Here is a 19,203-nt window from a genome sequence, read left to right as displayed (position 1 = left end):
TAGCTACCGCCGCATCCGCAACACCGCGCGTTTCCTGCTGGCGAACATCAATGAATTTGAGCCATCACAGCACGCCGTTAAGCCTGAAGACATGGTCGATATCGACCGCTGGATTGTGGCCCGGGCTATGGCGCTGCAGGAGGAGCTGCTGAGCGCCTATGACGACTATCAGTTCCATGTGGTGGTGCAGAAACTCATGCATTTCTGCTCAATTGAGCTGGGCAGTTTCTATCTGGATGTGATTAAAGATCGCCAGTACACGGCCAAGCGTGACAGCGTGGCGCGGCGCTCGTGTCAGACCGCGATGTATCACATTGCTGAAGCCCTGGTGCGCTGGCTGATGCCGATCTGTAACTTTACCGCCCAGGAGATCTGGCAGGTTCTGCCGGCGACTCTGGCCGATGGCAGCAAGCGCGATAAATATGTGTTCGCGCAGGTCTGGTACCGCGGTGCGGATGCTATCCAGGTGAGTGATGAAGATAATGCCTTCTGGCAACAGCTACTGGAAATTCGCGATGAAGTAAACCGGGCGCTGGAACAAGCACGCCGGGATGAAGTGATTGGCGGCTCGCTGCAGGCCGAACTGACCCTCTATGCCCAGCAGGAACTGGCTGATAAGTTGACCAGCCTGGGCGAAGAACTGCGCTTTGCGCTACTGACTTCAGCGGTTAAGGTCGAAGTCAGCACCAAGCCTCCGGCGGGCGCGAAAGAAACCGAAATTGAGGGGCTGTGGGTTGAGGTTGCCAAATCACCTTATGTGAAATGTGAGCGCTGCTGGCACCATCGTCCTGAAGTGGGCACTATTGAATCCCATCCCACATTATGTAAGCGCTGTGTAACGAACGTGGATGGTGCTGGAGAGGAACGTCATTTTGCCTGATACGAATCTGAAACAGGCCTCGGGTCTGCGCTTTTTGTGGCTGACGCTGGCGCTGATTGTGCTGGATCAGTTGACCAAACAATGGGTGATCCGGGTGTTTGATCTTTACGAAAGCATCAGCGTGATGCCGTTTGTCGATTTTACCTATGTGCGGAACTATGGCGCGGCTTTCAGCTTTCTGGCCGACCAGGGCGGCTGGCAGCGCTGGCTGTTCACAGGCCTGGCCATTGCGGTAAGCATTGTGCTGATCATCTGGCTTCGGCGTAACGCAGCTAGTTTATGGCGGCAGAATCTGGCGTTTGCCCTGATTCTGGCGGGAGCCCTCGGCAACGTGCTGGATCGCATGATGTATGGCTATGTCATCGATTTTATCGATGTGCACGCGAACGGCTGGCACTGGCCTGCCTTCAACGTTGCTGATATGGCAATTTCAGTGGGTGCTGTACTGATGTTGCTCGAAGCCTTTTTTGAACAGCGTCCGGAGCCAGCCAAATGATCAAGCGCCTGCCAATAGAACATGGCCGTGAAGTGGTGTTGCACTTTACTATTAAGCTGAGCGACGACTCAGTAGCCGACAGTACGAAAATGGGCGGTAAGCCGGCGAAGTTTCGCATGGGCGACGGCTCGCTGACAGAAAATTTTGAAGCTTGTCTGGTAGGCCTGCGGGCCGGCGATGAACGTGAGTTTGAGCTGGCGCCCGAAGATGCCTTCGGTGAGCCGAACCGGGATAATATTTATCAGGTTGACCGCACTAAGTTCAGCGATCAGACTAAACCTGAAGTGGGCGCTATTATTGCTTTCACCCAGCCCGATGGCACGGATTTACCGGGCATCGTGCGGGCGGTGAATGAGCGTTTTGTGACGATCGATTTCAATCATCCACTGGCTGGCCAGCGGGTGCGGTTTGCGGTCGAAATCATCGAAGTAAACCCCTGACGTAAACCCTGAGGAGGGAACTATGGAGATTGTACTAGCTAATCCGCGCGGCTTTTGTGCCGGCGTTGACCGTGCGATCACCATTGTTGAGCGCGCGCTGGAAATTTTTGAGCCACCCATTTATGTGCGCCACGAAGTGGTGCACAACAAATATGTGGTGGATTCACTGCGTCAGCGTGGTGCTGTATTTGTTGAGGAGCTCGATGAGATCCCTGACGACAGCATTGTTATTTTTTCTGCCCACGGGGTTTCCCAGGCGGTCCGTCAGGCGGCCAAAGATCGCGGCCTGCGGGTATTTGATGCCACCTGTCCGCTGGTTACTAAGGTACATATGGAAGTGACCCGTGCCAGTCGCAAAGGCCATGAATGTGTGCTGATTGGCCATGCCGGCCATCCGGAAGTGGAAGGCACCATGGGCCAGTACAATAACGAAAGTGGCGGTATTTACCTGGTCGAATCGGTTGCTGATGTCGGGCGGCTGGAAGTGAAGAATCCGCAGGAACTGCACTATATGAGCCAGACCACACTATCGGTTGATGATACTGCTGATGTGATCGACGCGCTGCGGGCTAAATTCCCGGATGTGCAGGGGCCACGCAAAGACGATATCTGCTATGCCACCCAGAACCGCCAGGATGCTGTACGAGAACTGGCCGCTGAGGTGGATGTGTTGCTGGTGGTGGGCGCCCGCAATAGTTCTAATTCAAATCGCTTGCGCGAGCTGGCTGAGAAAATGGGTACCACGGCTTACCTGATTGATGATGCTTCCTGCATTAATCGCGATTGGGTGGCCGATAAACAACGGGTGGGGGTTACCGCCGGTGCGTCGGCACCAGAGGTGCTGGTGCAGAATGTGATCCGCCAACTGCAGGAGTGGGGTGGCACCACCGCGCGCGAACGCAGTGGCCGCCTGGAAAATATTACTTTTTCAATTCCGCCGGAGCTGCGGGTCGTCAACGCCGAATAGCGTTCTTATCCAAAGGTCTTTCCAAAGGTCTTACCAGCATTCTGCCGGCGTTTTCTCATCGTTATGGTTCAGACTGATGCTGGTGCAGTTAACGTCACCGGTCTGGCTGCCGGTTGCCGTGGCGGTGAGGGTATAGGTTTCGGCGCCGACGTTACTGGCACTAAAGCTGTAATACTGACTGCTCGGGGTCACGCTCAGTGAGGGCAGATCGGCATAGCTGCTATTACGCAAACGCCATTCTTCCTGCGCCATCTGCAGTTCCAGTAACTGTGCCATAGCATCTGCCCGTCGCGCTTCCTGTACATAACTCACGTAGGACGGATAAGCGATGGCGCCAAGAATGCCGATGATGAGAAGTACCACCATTAATTCAATCAGCGTTATGCCTTTCATTGAGCGTAACGTTTTTTTAACTTGCATTTATTCCCCCTGTCGTAAAAGATGCTTTTTTGAGCTACTATAATAATCAGGCCATACCTATTTGATACGCTATTTTCAGATGGAACGCAATGCGCACTATACATACAGTTAACAAGGGTTTAAGGCAGGCTGCCGGCTTCACGTTACTCGAAGCTCTGGTGGCACTGGTGATCCTGAGCCTGGTGCTTGGCGCCGGGGTGCCGGCAATGTTAGATATTGCCCGCTCTATGCGGATACAGAGCGCCGCGCAGGATTCTTACTCCTTATTGCAGTACGCGCGCTCCGATGCGCTGCGTAGCGGTGAGGCACGTTTCGTTGTCTGGCAGCAGGACGCCACAGGCTGGTGCGCGGCGGTGAGCGATCGGAACAACTGCAATTGCCTGACTGAAGACTGCAGTATAAATGGCGTGTTGCGGGCGCAGTACAGCGCGGATTTTAACGGTGTGGAACTTGCCGGGGCGAACTTCAGCAGTGGCAGCTATACCCGCTTTGACGCTATACGGGGCCTGGCCGAGGGCCACGCCGGAACGGTACGTTATCAGCTACTTGAAAATGGCACTATGGAGGCCGAAGTGCGCGTTATTGTCAGTGTGATGGGGCGCTTACGCTATTGCCAACTGGGCGATATCGGGGGGTATCCGGTATGCTGACCACAAGCTATCGCCGTCAGCGAGGATTGTCGCTGATTGAGCTGATGATCACTATATCCCTGGGCCTGGTTCTGATGGCCGCCTTAACCAGCGTATTTTCCAATACCCTGGGTGTGAATTCCCGCAGTCTCGACCAAAGCCAGTTGCATGAAGAAGCGACCGCTGTGATGGCGCTCATCGTCGGTGATTTGCGCCGCGCCGGGTATCGTGGTGACGCAGCCGAACAGATCACCGACCCGACTAATGCCAGTACTGCCTTTGATAACAGTATTGTGATCACCAACTATAGCGGCGAACCGGCAAACAGCTGCATTAGCTTTAGTTTCGATGAAAATAAAAACGGAGTACACGACGGGGCTTCGGAAAACTTTGGGTATCGGCTGCGGGACGGCCAGGTACAGCGCCGGCAGAGCTCCGCCAGTTGCACATCCAGCGGCTGGCAGAGCCTGACCAGCAGCACCATGCTGCAGGTTAACGGGCTGACCTTTACCATGACCGAGCGGATGCTGAACCTGATTAATGAGCAGGTTATTGATGTAAACCTGCAAGTCGCGGTGCCGTCGGATGCGTCTATGACCCGCGAACTATCAACCCGGGTGGTGATTCGCAATGCGTTCTGATATCCGCGCCACATCTGTCTACTCGCCGGTTAAGGTCCAGCAGGGCTTTGCCACCCTGACCCTCACCGTGCTGATGCTGGCGGTAATCATTCTGGTAACGCTTTATACCGCTCGTTTTAAGGCGCAGGAGCAGCGGATCATGCGCAACCACCTGGCCAGCCACGAAGCGTTTGTGATTGCCGATGCCGGGCTGGAGCGGGTTATTATGCGACTGGATGCCGACCGTACCAATGTGAATCGGACCATTACCGGAGTAATTGGCGCTGGTGTGTATACAGCGACACTTACCGGCCAACGAATTAGCGATACCCTGCGCGGTGATGTCGATATAGTCGACGTCGATTTGGTCGCTCAATCGGCTGATGGCCGGGGTCGCAAAAATATCGGTATGAAACTGGCGGTGATTCCACTGATGCGGCGCGCGCCGGCGGTGCCGGTGGCCGTGCGCGGCAACATGAATGTATCCGGTAGCTTCCAGATTGTTGCCAACCCCAACGGTGGCGGTGATGGTGTGCCGCTGTCGATCTGGACCAGTGGCAATGTCGATATTAACGGTAACGGTACTACCTGTGGTCAGGAAGAATTTTCCAACGGCAATTGCTCATCGCAGCCCTTCAGTGAACGCGGTGACCATGGCATGGATATCCTCGATAATGATACGAACTTTCCGGCGGACTTGCTCGATTATGTGTTCGGGGTTCCCGAAGCAAGCTGGGAAGATTTGCGCGAACTGGCCGACATTCAGGTCACTGACTGCACCGGCCTTGGCCCCGCTTCCAAAGGCTTTATCTGGGTAACCGGTAGTTGCTCCATGGGGGCTGGCGATGTCATTGGCAGCGAAGAAGAACCGGTTATTCTGGTTATGCAGGATGCCCATTTAACCATGAACGGTGGTGCTACTATCTTTGGGATGGTGTTTTCCTTTACTACGCCAGGTAATGCCACCCAATATTCGCTGCAGATGAACGGCGGATCTCTGGTACATGGCTCGGTACTGGCAAATAGAAATCCGGATCTTTCCAATGGTAATCTGACGGTGCGATACGCCGAAAGCGTACTCACCAATATGATCAACAAGGGCACATTTCGTCGGGTGCACCGGGTAGGAGGTAGCTGGCATGACTTTTAACGCTATGACTTTTAACGCCAGGGGCCGGGGTTTCACCTTTGTTGAACTGCTGGTTGCGCTATTGATTATCGCCGTCGGGGTAGCCGGACTGGTGAGTTTACAACGCACCTTTATTCAGAGTTCGACCCGCGCAGCCGAGCGCACCGCTGCCCTGGAGATTGCCGAACAGAAGCTGGAGCAGATGCGGTTTACCGAATATGCGGATATCAGTTCAGGAACCGCCACCATCACCAGGGACAATAAGACTTACTCAATGAGCTGGCAGGTTGACCCCTACTATTATAATGCGGGCTGGGTAACCACCGGCGATGCCAATTTGCCGTCACCCTTACCGGCGCAACCCGATGCCAAGGCGACGACCATATCGGTAAACTGGGTTGCTCGCGGTGGCGAGCAACAAAACCTGTTGCTGGAAGCCTGGCTGGGCAAAATATCCGGTCGCGATGGTGGTCTCGTTGTGACATCTCCGGCGCCGCGACCTGACCCTAAAGTGGTTTATAATCCAGGGGCCGCGCCCGAGGTTATCGCGGTAAAACTCACCGAGGACGACACGGCGGTGTCCTATCAGGTCAAGGAAACCACCAAGCCAACGCCGCAGGTAGAGCGCCGGGGCGATAAGCTGCAGGTTACTTTTGATACGGTAACCTATGATGAAGCCACCCAAACCCAGCGGGTAGAGGATTTTGTTACCGTTAACTGTAGCTGCCGTTTTACCAGTATCGGCGATGACGGCTTTGCCCCCAACCGCCTGACCCTGCAGGACGGTCGTCTGGCGCTGGATCCGGATGCCGGCCAGCAGGTAGCGAACAAGATGCGTGGTGAGCCGGCGGATAACGACCAGCCGGTTCTTTGCGGGCAATGCTGCCGCGATCACCACGATAATAACGATATGGTCAATGCCGGCCTGGTTTATCGCGAGGAAGCCCTTGCCAACCGGCTGCCAAGCGGCGACCACAGGCATTTTTATTATCTCAACGGCGAGCTGGTGCAAGCCACTCTGAGCGATGTGTATGAAGAGTCTTGCCGGATGCGCCGGATTGATGGCTATTATGCGATGTATCCGGACTGGGAGTTTGAGGCACTGACAGCAACCAGCGCCGACTTCCTGATCGACTCCGCGGGTAATGAAGCCTATGCGGATTACGTGCGCGCGGTGGTTAAGGCGCTGGTAACCGGTACAGCGCTGCCGGCTGAGCTCGCCGGACGGGATATTACTGTGGAACCTGGTGCGTATCAGCTCATCGCCCGCGGTATCTATCTTGATGAGATGACCCCGGCGCATTTACAGGCAGTGCAAACCGCAATCGCCAATAATGAACCGGACTGGATCGCCAAAGTCCCCTTTTACGAAGTGAACCTGACCCTGCTGGCGGACTGGAGTGCTTCAGCGCCAACGGTAGCTGACGTGAGTAATGAGCCGATTCAGACTCTGGTTGACCCAATCAATAACTTCTATGGGACCTACTCCCGTGGCCGGGTCACCGCCAACAGTGGTGGTACCTCGATTATGACGGTAACCGCCCGCGAGGGTAATGCCAGTGTTATCGGCAGCGTCGCGATTCATCCAAGTGAACTCAACGACCTGAGCAGCAGCTTAACCGTTACAGTGGACGACACCAGTGATAGCACCGGCGCCACCCTGTACTCGGTTACCGGCGAAGTGAACTGCCTGGACATCTTCAATCAGGCCTGTAAACCAAACCAGTATAAGGATGTTCAGATCACCACCTCAAATATGAATGTCAGCTGCAGTTACTCTAAACAAGGTAACGCGGATACCGGTAATTTCGCCTGTAATGGCATACCTGCCGGTACCAGTCTCGATATTTACTTTAGTAAGGCTGGCTTTACTTTTGATCCATCAGTGATTCAGGTAAGCAACCTGAGTAGCAACCAGACGCATAGCGTGCTGATGACTGAAAACTAAGCGTTGATTGTTCTACCACAGGGCCAACCTGTGGTAGGATCAGCCTTAATTTCATGTTGCCAGAGCAGAGCCAGAGCCGTCCATGACCGTGGTTGTCAAAGCCCAGCAGTTAACTTCAGTTCGTGCTGGCCGCACTTTATTTGCTGATTTAGATGTGCAGGTAGAGGCTGGCGGCGTGCTGCATGTGGAAGGCCCCAATGGCGCGGGTAAATCAACCCTGCTGCGAATTCTTGCCGGCTTGCTGACACCGCAGCGTGGCCAGGTTGACCTGTTTGGCCAGCCAGCCGCCGCTGACCTTGAGCAGTGGCAGCGCAGGTTATTATTTATCGGTCATAAAGCCGCGGTGAAAAGCGAGCTGACCGCCCTCGAAAACCTCGATTTACAAGCCTGCTTTGATGGTGCCACAGTCGCCGATCCCTGGCAGCTGCTGGAAACGGTCGGTTTGCTCGGGCTGGAAGATATTCCGGCTCAGCAGTTATCGGCCGGGCAACAACGCCGCATTGCCCTGGCGCGGCTATGGTACAGCCCGGCACCCTTGTGGATACTGGATGAGCCGTTTACGGCGCTGGATCAGGCTGGTATTGAACTACTGCAACAGCGCTTTGCGGAGCATTCGGCTGCGGGCGGAACCCTGATACTGACCTCTCATCAGCCACTGAGCTGGCAGCCGCCGCAACTGAAACACCTGCGGGTTGAGGTGGTCTCATGAACCGGGCGTCAACCTGGGCTCTGGTAAAAATTCTGATGCGGCGCGATCTGAAAGTGGCGCTGCGGCGGCGCAGTGATATCGTTAATCCGCTGTTATTTGTCATTATGGTGGTGTCGTTATTCCCGTTGGCGGTGGGGCCAGGTCCGGATGTGCTGGGCCGCATTGCCGCCGGCGTGATCTGGGTGACCGCCTTGCTGGCGGCACTGCTGGGGTCAGAACGGTTATTTCGCGACGACTACCTGGACGGCAGCCTGGAGCAGATGACGTTGCTGCCGGTGCCACTGCCGGTGCTGGCGCTGGCAAAAATTTTCGTCCACTGGCTGCTGAGCGGTCTGCCGCTGGTGATCCTTACGCCGCTGACCGCCTTATTACTGAAACTACCCGTAGAAGGCTGGAGTACGCTGCTGCTGACGTTATTGCTGGGCACACCTGTTTTAAGCGCGTTGACCGCTATTGGCGCGGCGCTGACGGTAAGCTTAGGTCGCGGTGGCGCCTTGCTGAGCCTGTTATTGCTGCCGTTATTTATTCCGCTGCTGATTTTTGCGGCCGCGGCCGTTGAGGGGGCACTGGTGGGTGCGCCTGTGGTGGGTCAGGTGGTACTATTAGCCGGCCTGATGGTGTTAACCCTGACGCTGGCACCGCTGGCGGTAGCAGGGGCGATACGAGTGAGTGTGAACTGATATGTGGCGATGGTTACATCCCTATGCAAAAGGTGAAGCGACCTACCGGCTGTTGGGCCGCTGGTTGCCCTGGTTAACCGGCAGCGCGGTGCTGACACTGGCAGTCGGGCTGATCTGGGGGTTGTTGTATGCGCCGCCGGATTATCAGCAGGGCGATAGTTACCGGATTATTTATATCCATGTGCCAGCGGCGATCTTTTCCATGGGCACTTATACCGCCATGGCGATTGCGGCGCTGATTGCGCTGGTGTGGCAGATCCGCACCGCTGAGTGGGCCATTGCCGCTATCGCGCCGGTAGGCGCGGTGCTGACCTTTATCGCGTTGTTTACCGGTGCGGTGTGGGGCAAACCCATGTGGGGCACCTGGTGGGAGTGGGACGCGCGGCTGACCTCTGAACTCATCCTGCTGTTTTTATATCTGGGCGTGATAGCGCTTTACCATGCGTTCAGTGACAGCCGCACCGGCGCTAAAGCTGCCGGCATATTGGCGCTGGTGGGCGTGGTTAACGTGCCTATTATTCATTACTCAGTGTACTGGTGGAATTCTCTGCATCAGGGCGCCACTATTACTAAATTTGAAAAGCCGTCGATGGCGACCAGCATGTTGATTCCGCTGCTCATTTGCCTGCTGGGCTTTGCTCTGATGACCGCGGCCTTTGTCTGCCAGCGGCTGCGCAACGAAATTCTGCGGCAGGAACTGCACCGGAGCTGGGTGCAGCAGGAGTTAGACCAATGAGCTTTTCAGGCTGGAATGAAGTCATTAATATGGGCGGGTACGGTTTTTTTGTCTGGTTGTCGTTCGGTGTTACGCTGGCGGCACTGGCAGCCCTGATGATCCATGGGTTAATAACCCGCCGCAGTTTGCAGCAACAAAGCAAGCTGCAACAGCAACGCCAGCAACGGCTGGCCCGTCGTAAGCAGCAGGAGCGTAGTCGCTGATGATCCCTCGCCGTAAAAAACGTCTGACCTGGGTAATTTCACTGATAGCCGGTGTCGCTGTGGCTGTGAGTTTGATTCTCTATGCTTTGAACCAGAATATTGACCTGTTTTATACGCCCAGCGAAGTGCTGGCCGGTAAAGGCAAAGACCTGGCGCGGCCGCAGGTCGGCCAGCGTATTCGCGTTGGCGGCATGGTGGTGGAAGGATCCGTACGCCGCGATCCACAGACCCTGCAGGTACGTTTCCGGGTCACCGATACCGGGCCCGAAATGACGGTACTTTATACCGGCATTCTGCCGGACCTGTTCCGCGAGGGGCAGGGTATTGTTGCGCAGGGTACCCTGGTGGAGCCGGATGTACTGCAGGCCACAGAAGTGCTGGCCAAGCACGATGAAGAATACATGCCGCCGGAGCTGGCTGAGGCCATGAAAGGTATCAAGCATGTGAACCCGAACCGGCCGGATGCTTTCGCCAAACCCATTGATGATAAGCAGGATACGGATGGTGCTGATAATGGTGGCTACCGATGACAGCTGAATTTGGACAAATAACCATGGCGCTGGCGCTGGCCTTTTCGGCCTTGCTGGCGATTTATCCGCTATGGGGCGCACAACGTGGCCATAGCGGCGCCATGATGCTGGCGCGGCCATTGGCTTATGGCCAGTTTTTCTTCACCCTGCTGGCCTATATCGCCCTGACCTGGGCCTTTATTCAGAACGATTTTACTATTGCTTATGTGGCGGCTAACTCCAACAGTCAACTGCCACTGATTTATCGCATCACCGCGGTGTGGGGCTCGCACGAAGGGTCCTTTCTGCTGTGGATGCTGATGCAGGCCGGCTGGATAGCCGCGGTGGCGTTATTCTCACGGCGCATGCCGGTGACCATGATGGCCCGGGTACTGGCGATTCTGGGGCTAATTAGTGTTGGCTTCTACCTGTTCATGCTGTCGGTTTCGAACCCCTTTGATCGTGCCCTGCCACTGATTCCGGTGGATGGCCGCGACCTGAATCCGTTGTTGCAGGATCCGGGCATGATTATTCACCCGCCACTGCTGTACATGGGCTATGTGGGTTTCTCAGTGGCCTTTGCCTTCGCTATTGCGGCACTGATGGCCGGCAAGCTGGATGCATCCTGGGCGCGCTGGTCACGGCCCTGGGCCACGGCGGCATGGTCGTTCCTGACCCTGGGTATAGCGCTGGGCAGCTGGTGGGCCTACTACGAGCTCGGCTGGGGCGGTTGGTGGTTCTGGGATCCGGTTGAAAATGCCAGTTTTATGCCCTGGCTGGTCGGTACGGCGCTGATTCACTCACTGGCGGTTACCGAAAAACGCGGTACATTTAAGGCCTGGACAGTGTTTCTGGCGATTCTGGCCTTCAGCCTGAGCTTGCTCGGTACCTTCCTGGTGCGCTCCGGGGTCATCGTGTCAGTGCATGCCTTTGCCACGGATCCGGCCCGCGGGCTCTTTATTCTGGGCTTGCTGGCAGTCGTCATCGGCGGTTCGCTGCTGCTGTTTATGCTGCGCGCCGGCGCGGTCAGCACCCATACCCGTTATGAAGCGGTATCGCGCGAGGTCATGCTGCTGGGCAACAATGTGCTGCTGATGGCCGCTACCCTGGTGGTGCTGCTGGGCACCTTGCTGCCGCTGGTGCACAAAGAACTTGGTCTGGGCTCTATCTCAATTGGCGTGCCTTTCTTTAATCAGATGTTCACCTGGCTGATTGTGCCTTTTGTGCTGCTGATGGGGCTGGGGCCCTTATTTCGCTGGCGCCGGCAGGAGTTAAAGCCACTGGCTGGCTCACTGTTACTGACGTTGGTGCTGGCGCTGCTGCTGGCCTGGACGCTGCCAGCCATTCTGGCCGATCAGATCCACGCCATGACGGTGTTAGGGCTGGTATTGAGCTTCTGGATCGTGCTCTCGCTGGTCAACGAGCTGCGGCTGCGGGTGCAGCAGCGCGGGCAGGGCATCAACGGCCTGGTGAAACTCGGCCGCAGCCACTGGGGCATGGTGCTGGGCCATCTTGGTTTTGCGGTGACTTTAATCGGTATTGCTGCCGTGAGCCAGTATGAAGTTGAGCGTGATTTGCGGCTGGCGCCGGGTGAAACCGTTCAGGTACAGGGCTATGACTTCCACTTTGACTCGCTGAGCCAGGTGCAGGGACCGAATTATATCGCCGATCATGCAGAATTTACCGTTACCCGCGATGGCCGGGTGGTAAGTGAACTGGTTACCGAGAAGCGTTTTTACACAGTGCAGCGTACCAGCATGACCGAGGTCGGATTGGACGCTGGTTTTACCCGCGACCTTTATGTGGCGCTGGGCGAACCCCTTGATGATAGTAGCGGAGCCTGGGCTCTGCGCATTTATGTGAAGCCCTTTGTACGCTGGATTTGGCTGGGTGCCTTATTGATGGCACTGGGTGGCGCGCTGGCGATGAGTGATAAACGCTACCGCGCATCGCGGCGCCAGCAGCCGACGCTGGCAGGAGGTTTATAATGGCTGAGAACCAGTCTTTACGCTGGGTGGTGCTGGCACTGCCATTGCTGGTGTTTTTATTGCTGGTTGGCTTTTTGCTGCGGGGGTTGTTTTCTGATCCTACCGAGCTGAGTTCAGCTCTGGTTGGCAAACCGGTCCCACAGTTCGAACTGCCGGATATCTATAACCCGGACGTTGTCTATACTGAAGAGGTCCTGCAGGGCCGGCCGATGTTGCTGAACGTGTGGGCGACCTGGTGCCCGACCTGCCGGGCTGAGCATGACTATCTGAATCAGTTAGCAGTGCAGGGCGTGTATATCGTCGGGCTCAATTACAAAGATGATTCGCGCGCGAAGGCGGTCAACTGGCTCAATACCCTGGGTGATCCGTACCAGCTGAATCTGTTTGATGAACGCGGCATGGTTGCTATTGATCTGGGTGTGTACGGCGCGCCTGAGACCTTCCTTATTGATGCCGATGGCTACATTCAGTACCGCCATGTTGGTGATGTTAATGAGCGGGTCTGGAGCAGCACCCTGAAGCCCATGTACGACGAGCTGATGGCAGCAGGAGGCGACCGATGAAACGAGCTAATCTGCTGGCGTTAAATCTGCTTGCTGGCTGGCTGTTGCTGGTGGGCGCTTCGGCAGCAGGCGCTGCCAGTCTGCAGACTTATGCCTTTGACGATCCACACAAGCAGGCGTTATTTCACGAATTGATAAACGAATTGCGCTGCCCGAAATGTCAGAACCAGAGCATCGCTGATTCAGATGCTCCGCTGGCCAAAGACTTGCGCGACCGCACCTACACTATGGTGCAGAACGGCGCCAGTAAGCAGGAAGTGATTAATTACATGGTCGAGCGCTACGGCGATTTCGCCCATTACCAGCCGCCCTGGCAAGTCAGCACCAGTATTTTATGGTGGGGGCCGTTCGGGATTATTCTGATTGGTATTCTGGTGGTCGTTGTGCGCGCGCGGGCACGGGCCGAACCCGAGGCACTGTCGGTTGAAGAAGAACAGCAACTGGCGCGGTTGCGTCGCACAGATAAGGAACAGGACTAACCGCCTATGTGGATGAACCTGCTAATGATAGTCGTTGTGGTACTTGCTGCGGGCGTATTTCTGATGGTTACGGGCCGCCGGCAACATGAACGGCAACGGACGCGGCTGGATGTGAACCGCGAGCTGTACGAACAGCGGATACAGGAACTGGATCAGGAAATTGCTGAAGGGCTGCTTAGTGAAGATGCCGCACGCCGCAGCCGGCGCGAACTGGATAAGCGTTTTGTACATGAAAATGCCGAACTGGAGCAGCTGCATGATGAGCGCATCCGCAGCGGCCTCTGGTTACCGGCCGCAGTGGTGATGGTGTTAGGTGTTGGTGGTTATATGGCCTTTGGTAGCTGGGGCTTACAGCAGCAGGCTGATGAAGCCTTGCAGGCGTTGCCGGAGTTGGGCCGTAAGGTGATCACCGATGACAGCGCGCAGACGACGCCGGAAGAGCTGGAAACCTTTGCCCTGGGCTTACGACAAAAATTACTGCGGGCGCCGGATGATGCGGTGGCCTGGCTGGTGTACGGCCGGGTAATGCTGGCTTTGGGCCAACTGGAGCAGGCAATTGACGCGTTTGAGAAGTCGTATCAGCTGGATCCTGACCGCACCAGTACGCAGTTGAGTTACGCCCAGCTGCTGGTGAGCACCGGTGATGAACAATACCTGGGCAAAGCGGCCCGGTTATTGTCGCAGGTATTGTCAGCTGATCCGCAGAATCCCGATGCTTTATCGTTACTGGGCGTGGTGGCTTATCAACGCGGTGATTATCAGCAGGCGGTAACGGCCTGGCAGTTGCTGTTGCAGCAGCTACCCGAAACCGACGCCAGGTATCAGGCGATTGATTCGGCGCTGACCGATGCGCAGGACAGACTGGCCGGTGCGCAGCTGAAGCTTGAGGTGCTGGTTGATGTGCACCCCTCGGTGGCAGCGATGGTGCCGCCGGATGGTACTCTGTTCGTGTATGTGCGGGATCCGGACGGCGTTCCGATGCCAGCGGCTGTGGTTCGTCAGCCCGTTGACGAGTTTCCGGTACTGGTCACCCTTTCAGATGCAGATGCTATGCTGGATGATTATCGCCTGAGCACATTGCAGCAGTGGCAGGTGATGGCGCGCATTTCGGCGGACGAACAGATTGATCAGGCACCCGGGGATCTGGATGCCGGGCCGGTCACTGTAGAGCCCGGCACCGCTCAGGTCAAGCTGGTTATCAGAGACCTGAAACTAGAATTATAACAGGAGGTTATTGTGCAACTGAGAATGATAGGTGTAGTTTTAATGGCCCTGGTGCTGTCTGCTTGCGCGGCCTCGCCTGAGAAAGATATGTATGCGGACCCGCGGGATCCTTTTGAGGATCTCAACCGCGATTTATGGGATTTTAACCAGGAATTTGATGATGCCATTTTATGGCCTGCTGCCCGCACCTACGGCAAGTTGCCGCAGCCTGTGCGCACCGGTTTGCTGAACGCAGCCGAGAACCTCAGTGAACCCTCCTCGCTGGTCAACAACGTACTGCAGGGTAAGGTGACTGACGCTGGCGTGACCTTCTGGCGCTTCGCTATTAACAGTACGGTCGGTGTATTCGGCATTTTCGATGTTGCGTCGCCGCTGGGCCTGAACCGCCGTGACGAAGGCTTCGGCGAAACCCTGGCATTCTGGGGTATCGGTGATGGGCCGTATCTGATGCTGCCGGCGATGGGGCCAACCGTGCCCACTGATCGCGGTGGCGATTTGGTTGATAGTCTGTATTTTCCGCTCGATGATCTCAGTACTCCGACTTCCATCGCGCGGGTCATCATCAAAGGCCTGAATACCCGGCTGGAACTGCAGCAACAGGAAGAGTTACTGGAAAACTCATTGGATCCATACTCCTTTGTGCGTGAAGCCTACTATCAGCGCTGGCGCGATAAGGTATTCGACGGTAACCCACCAGCAACCGAACAAGAGGAAGAACTGGACGAAGATTTTTACGACCAGTTTTAACGCAACATTCGATTTAAATAACGCATGAGCCTTGCACCTGCAGCGGCTCTTGCGTTATAAATCCCCTTCACCGTTTTTACTGATAATAACTATAACGATTATTTAACGAGGAAATTGTATGAGCCAGGCGCCATCCAATTCGACCCTTTGGGGCCACCCAAAAGGTCTGTATGTGTTATTTACGTCGGAAATGTGGGAGCGTTTTTCCTACTATGGCATGCGAGCCCTGTTGGTTCTCACGCTGGTTGCCGCCACCGAAGAAGCCAACCCGGGTTTTGGTATGAGTCAGGGCGATGCCCTGTCATTGTATGGTACCTACACGGCCCTGGTTTATTTTACCCCGCTGATTGGTGGTTGGTTAGCTGATAATTTCCTCGGCCAGCGCCTGTCGATTCTGCTTGGTGGTATCTTGATGGCGGCCGGTCAGTTTGTGCTGTTCGCGGCTACGCCACACAGCCTTGATCTGTTTTATGTTGGTCTGGGCCTGCTGATTGCCGGTAACGGTATGTTCAAGCCGAACATCTCGACCATAGTCGGTGACCTTTATCCGCAGGGCGATGCCCGCCGCGACAGTGCCTTCTCTATTTTCTATATGGGTATTAACCTGGGCGCCTTTATCGCGCCGCTGATCACCTCAACCTTAGGTGAAAGCCCGGAATACGGCTGGCGCTGGGGCTACTTTGCCGCTGGTATTGGTATGACCCTGGCGGTTATTACCCAGGGGCTGTTCTTCCAGCGCTTTCTTGGTGATATCGGTAAAGTTCCCGGTGCCAAGCGCGACCGTCTGGCCTCCGGCGGCGTGAAAAAGCCCCTCACCAAAATTGAATTTGATCGTCTGCGGGTTATTTTATTCCTGTTCGTATTCGTAACCGTATTCTGGCTGGCCTTTGAGCAAGCCGGTGGTCTGATGAATATTTTCGCCGATCAGTATACTGACCGTACGTTTGGTGACTCGATCATTCCGGCGGGTTACTTCCAGTCATTAAATCCGCTGTTTATTCTGATCTTCGCGCCGATTTTCTCGGTGCTCTGGGTGACATTGCATAAGCGTGACAGTAGCCCGGATGCGCCGATCAAAATTTTCGCCGGCCTGGTACTGACGGCTATCGGCTTCCTGTTCCTGATTTTTGGTTTATATGAAATTCAGGCTACCGGTAAGGCCAACATGATCTGGCTGGTGCTGGCTTACCTGTTCCATACCTTAGGTGAACTGTGTATCTCGCCGGTTGGCTTGTCACTGATGACCAAACTGGCGCCGCTGCGGCTGGCGTCACTGGTGATGGGTATCTGGTTCCTGATGCCGGCGATTGCCAGCAAGCTGGCCGGTATGGTGGGGGCGTTCTCAGAAAATGCCGAAACCTTTACCTTCTCACAAAATATTGCTGCCGCTATCGGCCTGCAGGCTGAATACTCAGGGCTGCTGGTGGTATTTGGCGGCGTGGCCGTCGGCCTGCTTGTTTTCGCTATCGTATTATGGCTGATTTCCGGCATGCTGGTGCGTTGGATGCACGGTGCTGAGCGCACTGAGCCGACAACTACTGCAGAAGGTATCGAGCAGGAGCTTGAAGCTGTCGCTGAACACGAAGGTATCGGTGATAAAGCTAAAAAATAAGGATTGTTGTTGATGCTAAAGCAAGGGGTTAAAAAAGTAGTGATACCGGTTGCGGGTCTGGGGACCCGCATGCTGCCCGGTACCAAAGCGATAGCGAAAGAAATGCTGCCGTTAGTGGATCGGCCGCTGATTCAGTTTATTGTTGAAGAGTGCGCAGCAGCCGGGTTGACCGAGATTATTCTGGTTACCCATTCCAGTAAGAAAGCGATCGAAGACCACTTTGATACCAATTTTGAACTGGAAGCGACGCTGGAGCATCGTAGCAAGCATCAGTTGCTTAGCGAAGCGCAGGGGCTTTGTCCGGAAGGCGTGATTATAATGTCGGTGCGCCAGGGTGTGGCTAAGGGCCTTGGCCATGCTGTTCTCTGTGCCCGCCCGTTAGTTGGTGATGAGCCATTCGCGGTGGTATTGCCTGATGTACTGGTCGATTCAGTCAGCTGCGACTTACGCCGCGATAATCTGGCCGAGATGGTGCGCAACTTTAACGACACCGGGGCCGCTCAGGTCATGGTTGAGAAGGTCCCCCATGAAAAGGTTGATCAATACGGCATCGCAGACCTGAATGGCGTTGAGCTTAAGCCTGGTGACCAGGCTGCTATCAGCCAGCTGGTGGAAAAGCCGTCGGTTGCTTCTGCACCTTCGGATCTGGCCGTGGTCGGGCGCTATGTATTTCCGGCTGCCCTATGGGCTATGCTGGAACAGACTCCGGTCGGCGCGGGCAACGAGATTCAGCTGACTGACGCCATGGCGATGCTGCTGAAAGAGCAGCAGGTGAATGCCTATTATATGAAAGGGCGCAGTCATGACTGTGGTAATAAGCTGGGTTATACCCAGGCGTTCATTGAGCACGCATTGCGGCATCCGCAACTGGCGGAGCCGCTGCAAGCCTGGCTTAAGGATTTGTCGCAGAAGGATCTGGCATAGTCAGGTGCTGACTCAGTAAATCGTATAGCAACCGGGCACAAGGCCCGGTTGTTTCGTTTTTGGGCAACACTAAATAAAGGGCGCCGGCACGATGTGAGCTACCGCTCACTTCAACCCGACGGATGCCACTGGCGGCACGGGTCGCGAAGGGGGGGAGCCAGCAAAATCCAATACCGGCCTGTACCAGCCGCAGTGCCTCGGTGAAATTGGTCACTGTCCAGCGCTGTTCGGCTTTCAGCCAACCTTCGGCTTCCACTGGCTTGCGCGCCGTATCGCGAATGACAATCTGCAGGTGCTGGCTGAGCTGATCCGGGCTGATGGGCTGAGGTTCGCGGGCCAGCGGGTGGTCCTCACCAACGACCAGTTCAAAACGGTAGTGCGCAATCGGTTCACCAATAATGCCTTTGGGTAACTGATGGGTGATCACAATGTCCGCAGTCTGCTCCAGAATGTGCTCCACCGAGCCAGTCAGTACCGTGTCTTCGATGATCAGGCGGCTGCCCCGGCTGTGCAGCTGGAACTCAGTCAGTACCGGCAGAATTTGCTGGCGGTCAAAGGACATTTCCAGGGCCAGCCGGATTTGTGGCTCCCAGCCTTTATTCAGATTATCCGCCAACTGCTCGAGTTCGGTTACCAGGGACGTCAGCTGTCGGGAGCGGCGCAGCATGACTTCACCTATGGGGGTCAGGTGAGCTTTGCGGCCGATTACGGTCAGCATCTCGACCCCCAGTACGTCCTGTAGTTTTGCCACTGCGTGGTTCAGTGACGACTGGCTTTTATTCAGCGCTACGGCAGCATGGGCATAGCCGCCATGGTCAACTACCGCCTGCAGGATTCGCCATTGCTCGAGGGTGGTTTTGGGGCGATAGATGGTGCTCATGGGCTTAGCCTTTGGCAATGATGACGGCGCGTAACGGCGCCGGGTAGCCCTCGATGGTTTTACTGCGATCATCGGGGTCGAGAAAATCTGCCAGTGACTGACCGGTCATCCAGTCGGTGGCACGCTGTTCGCTGAGGTCCGTCACCGATTCATCCACCACCACGGCGCTGCTGAACCCACAGCGTTCCAGCCAGTGTAACAAGGCGGCGGTGCTGGGAAGAAACCAGACATTGCGCATTTTGGCATAGGTCTGGCCGGGTACCAGTACCTGCTGCGCATTGCCTTCGATAACCAGGGTTTCAAGCACCAGCTGGCCACCGGGTTTGAGCTGGGCGCGCAGCTGCGTCAGAAAATCGATGGGTGAGCGGCGGTGATAGAGCACCCCCATGCTGAACACGGTGTCGAAGGCTTTCAGTTCGG

Annotated in this window: 23 protein-coding genes; 20 read left to right on the top strand and 3 right to left on the bottom strand. The window is 55.8% G+C overall.

What is annotated here, in order from left to right:
• The 4 genes from R3196_RS09465 to ispH all read left to right on the top strand — a co-directional run.
• Positions 1 to 880 (top strand): class I tRNA ligase family protein (locus R3196_RS09465; protein WP_318936535.1); only part of this gene is annotated, 880 nt, incomplete at its 5' end.
• The gene (gene lspA / locus R3196_RS09460; protein WP_318936534.1) at positions 873 to 1,376 is read left to right on the top strand and encodes a signal peptidase II; all 504 of its coding nucleotides are present in this window, start codon (positions 873 to 875) and stop codon (positions 1,374 to 1,376) included. The genes R3196_RS09465 and lspA, both read left to right, overlap by 8 nt.
• Positions 1,373 to 1,816 (top strand): FKBP-type peptidyl-prolyl cis-trans isomerase, encoded by a 444-nt coding sequence (fkpB, locus tag R3196_RS09455; RefSeq protein WP_318936533.1) that lies wholly within the window; start codon positions 1,373 to 1,375, stop codon positions 1,814 to 1,816. Before lspA ends, fkpB begins: the two co-directional genes overlap by 4 nt.
• Before the next feature lie 22 nt (positions 1,817 to 1,838).
• Positions 1,839 to 2,783 (top strand): 4-hydroxy-3-methylbut-2-enyl diphosphate reductase, encoded by a 945-nt coding sequence (gene ispH, locus R3196_RS09450; protein WP_318936532.1) that lies wholly within the window; start codon positions 1,839 to 1,841, stop codon positions 2,781 to 2,783.
• A gap of 30 nt (positions 2,784 to 2,813) precedes the next feature.
• On the opposite strand, the gene R3196_RS09445 is transcribed toward ispH, so the two are convergent.
• On the bottom strand, positions 2,814 to 3,203 hold the full coding sequence (locus R3196_RS09445; protein ID WP_318936531.1) for a type IV pilin protein: 390 nt from the start codon (positions 3,201 to 3,203) through the stop codon (positions 2,814 to 2,816).
• An 89-nt stretch (positions 3,204 to 3,292) separates the two neighbouring features.
• Here R3196_RS09445 and R3196_RS09440 point away from each other — a divergent pair, with 89 nt between their 5' ends.
• The 16 genes from R3196_RS09440 (at position 3,293) to galU (ending at position 17,903) form a co-directional block, all read left to right on the top strand.
• Entirely contained in the window at positions 3,293 to 3,853 is a 561-nt protein-coding gene (locus tag R3196_RS09440; protein ID WP_318936530.1) for a GspH/FimT family pseudopilin, read from the top strand.
• A complete protein-coding gene (locus R3196_RS09435) occupies positions 3,847 to 4,473 on the top strand; it encodes a prepilin-type N-terminal cleavage/methylation domain-containing protein (RefSeq protein WP_318936529.1) in 627 nt (208 codons plus the stop codon). Before R3196_RS09440 ends, R3196_RS09435 begins: the two co-directional genes overlap by 7 nt.
• Positions 4,463 to 5,602 (top strand): pilus assembly PilX N-terminal domain-containing protein, encoded by a 1,140-nt coding sequence (locus tag R3196_RS09430; protein WP_318936528.1) that lies wholly within the window; start codon positions 4,463 to 4,465, stop codon positions 5,600 to 5,602. The genes R3196_RS09435 and R3196_RS09430 overlap by 11 nt, the downstream gene beginning before the upstream one ends.
• Complete coding sequence (locus R3196_RS09425; RefSeq protein WP_318936527.1) at positions 5,592 to 7,529, top strand: prepilin-type N-terminal cleavage/methylation domain-containing protein; 1,938 nt, start codon at positions 5,592 to 5,594, stop codon at positions 7,527 to 7,529. The genes R3196_RS09430 and R3196_RS09425 overlap by 11 nt, the downstream gene beginning before the upstream one ends.
• An 82-nt stretch (positions 7,530 to 7,611) precedes the next feature.
• Entirely contained in the window at positions 7,612 to 8,238 is a 627-nt protein-coding gene (ccmA, locus tag R3196_RS09420) for a cytochrome c biogenesis heme-transporting ATPase CcmA (protein WP_318936526.1), read from the top strand.
• Positions 8,235 to 8,918: a heme exporter protein CcmB gene (gene ccmB / locus R3196_RS09415; protein WP_318936525.1), complete on the top strand. Its 684-nt coding sequence runs from the start codon at positions 8,235 to 8,237 to the stop codon at positions 8,916 to 8,918. Before ccmA ends, ccmB begins: the two co-directional genes overlap by 4 nt.
• A gap of 1 nt (position 8,919) precedes the next feature.
• Positions 8,920 to 9,654: a heme ABC transporter permease gene (locus R3196_RS09410; protein ID WP_318936524.1), complete on the top strand. Its 735-nt coding sequence runs from the start codon at positions 8,920 to 8,922 to the stop codon at positions 9,652 to 9,654.
• A complete protein-coding gene (gene ccmD / locus R3196_RS09405) occupies positions 9,651 to 9,857 on the top strand; it encodes a heme exporter protein CcmD (RefSeq protein ID WP_318936523.1) in 207 nt (68 codons plus the stop codon). Before R3196_RS09410 ends, ccmD begins: the two co-directional genes overlap by 4 nt.
• Positions 9,857 to 10,387 (top strand): cytochrome c maturation protein CcmE, encoded by a 531-nt coding sequence (gene ccmE / locus R3196_RS09400; RefSeq protein WP_318936522.1) that lies wholly within the window; start codon positions 9,857 to 9,859, stop codon positions 10,385 to 10,387. Before ccmD ends, ccmE begins: the two co-directional genes overlap by 1 nt.
• Positions 10,384 to 12,354: a heme lyase CcmF/NrfE family subunit gene (locus tag R3196_RS09395; protein WP_318936521.1), complete on the top strand. Its 1,971-nt coding sequence runs from the start codon at positions 10,384 to 10,386 to the stop codon at positions 12,352 to 12,354. The genes ccmE and R3196_RS09395 overlap by 4 nt, the downstream gene beginning before the upstream one ends.
• Positions 12,354 to 12,917, top strand: coding sequence for a DsbE family thiol:disulfide interchange protein (locus R3196_RS09390; RefSeq protein WP_318936520.1), 564 nt, complete (start codon positions 12,354 to 12,356; stop codon positions 12,915 to 12,917). Before R3196_RS09395 ends, R3196_RS09390 begins: the two co-directional genes overlap by 1 nt.
• The gene (locus tag R3196_RS09385) at positions 12,914 to 13,396 is read left to right on the top strand and encodes a cytochrome c-type biogenesis protein (protein WP_318936519.1); all 483 of its coding nucleotides are present in this window, start codon (positions 12,914 to 12,916) and stop codon (positions 13,394 to 13,396) included. Before R3196_RS09390 ends, R3196_RS09385 begins: the two co-directional genes overlap by 4 nt.
• A gap of 6 nt (positions 13,397 to 13,402) precedes the next feature.
• Positions 13,403 to 14,620, top strand: a complete 1,218-nt coding sequence (gene ccmI / locus R3196_RS09380) for a c-type cytochrome biogenesis protein CcmI (protein ID WP_318936518.1) — start codon at positions 13,403 to 13,405, stop codon at positions 14,618 to 14,620.
• 12 nt (positions 14,621 to 14,632) lie between these two features.
• Positions 14,633 to 15,367 carry a VacJ family lipoprotein gene (locus R3196_RS09375; RefSeq protein ID WP_318936517.1) on the top strand — a complete coding sequence of 245 codons (735 nt, stop codon included), beginning with the start codon at positions 14,633 to 14,635 and terminating at the stop codon, positions 15,365 to 15,367.
• Between the two features lie 118 nt (positions 15,368 to 15,485).
• Entirely contained in the window at positions 15,486 to 16,979 is a 1,494-nt protein-coding gene (locus R3196_RS09370; protein WP_318936516.1) for a peptide MFS transporter, read from the top strand.
• Positions 16,980 to 16,991: 12 nt separating this feature from the next.
• Positions 16,992 to 17,903, top strand: coding sequence for a UTP--glucose-1-phosphate uridylyltransferase GalU (galU, locus tag R3196_RS09365; protein ID WP_318936515.1), 912 nt, complete (start codon positions 16,992 to 16,994; stop codon positions 17,901 to 17,903).
• On the opposite strand, the gene R3196_RS09360 is transcribed toward galU, so the two are convergent.
• Both R3196_RS09360 and cmoB read right to left on the bottom strand, forming a co-directional pair.
• Positions 17,872 to 18,783, bottom strand: coding sequence for a LysR family transcriptional regulator (locus R3196_RS09360; protein ID WP_318936514.1), 912 nt, complete (start codon positions 18,781 to 18,783; stop codon positions 17,872 to 17,874). The genes galU and R3196_RS09360 overlap by 32 nt on opposite strands.
• Before the next feature lie 4 nt (positions 18,784 to 18,787).
• The coding region (gene cmoB, locus R3196_RS09355) for a tRNA 5-methoxyuridine(34)/uridine 5-oxyacetic acid(34) synthase CmoB (protein ID WP_318936513.1) at positions 18,788 to 19,203 on the bottom strand (416 nt) is incomplete at its 5' end.

The sequence above is a fragment of the Pseudidiomarina sp. genome, assembly GCF_033722695.1.
Taxonomy (GTDB): Bacteria; Pseudomonadota; Gammaproteobacteria; order Enterobacterales; family Alteromonadaceae; genus Pseudidiomarina.
The sequence above is the reverse complement of the archived record's forward strand: the minus strand, read 5'-3'. Positions and strand labels throughout refer to the sequence as shown.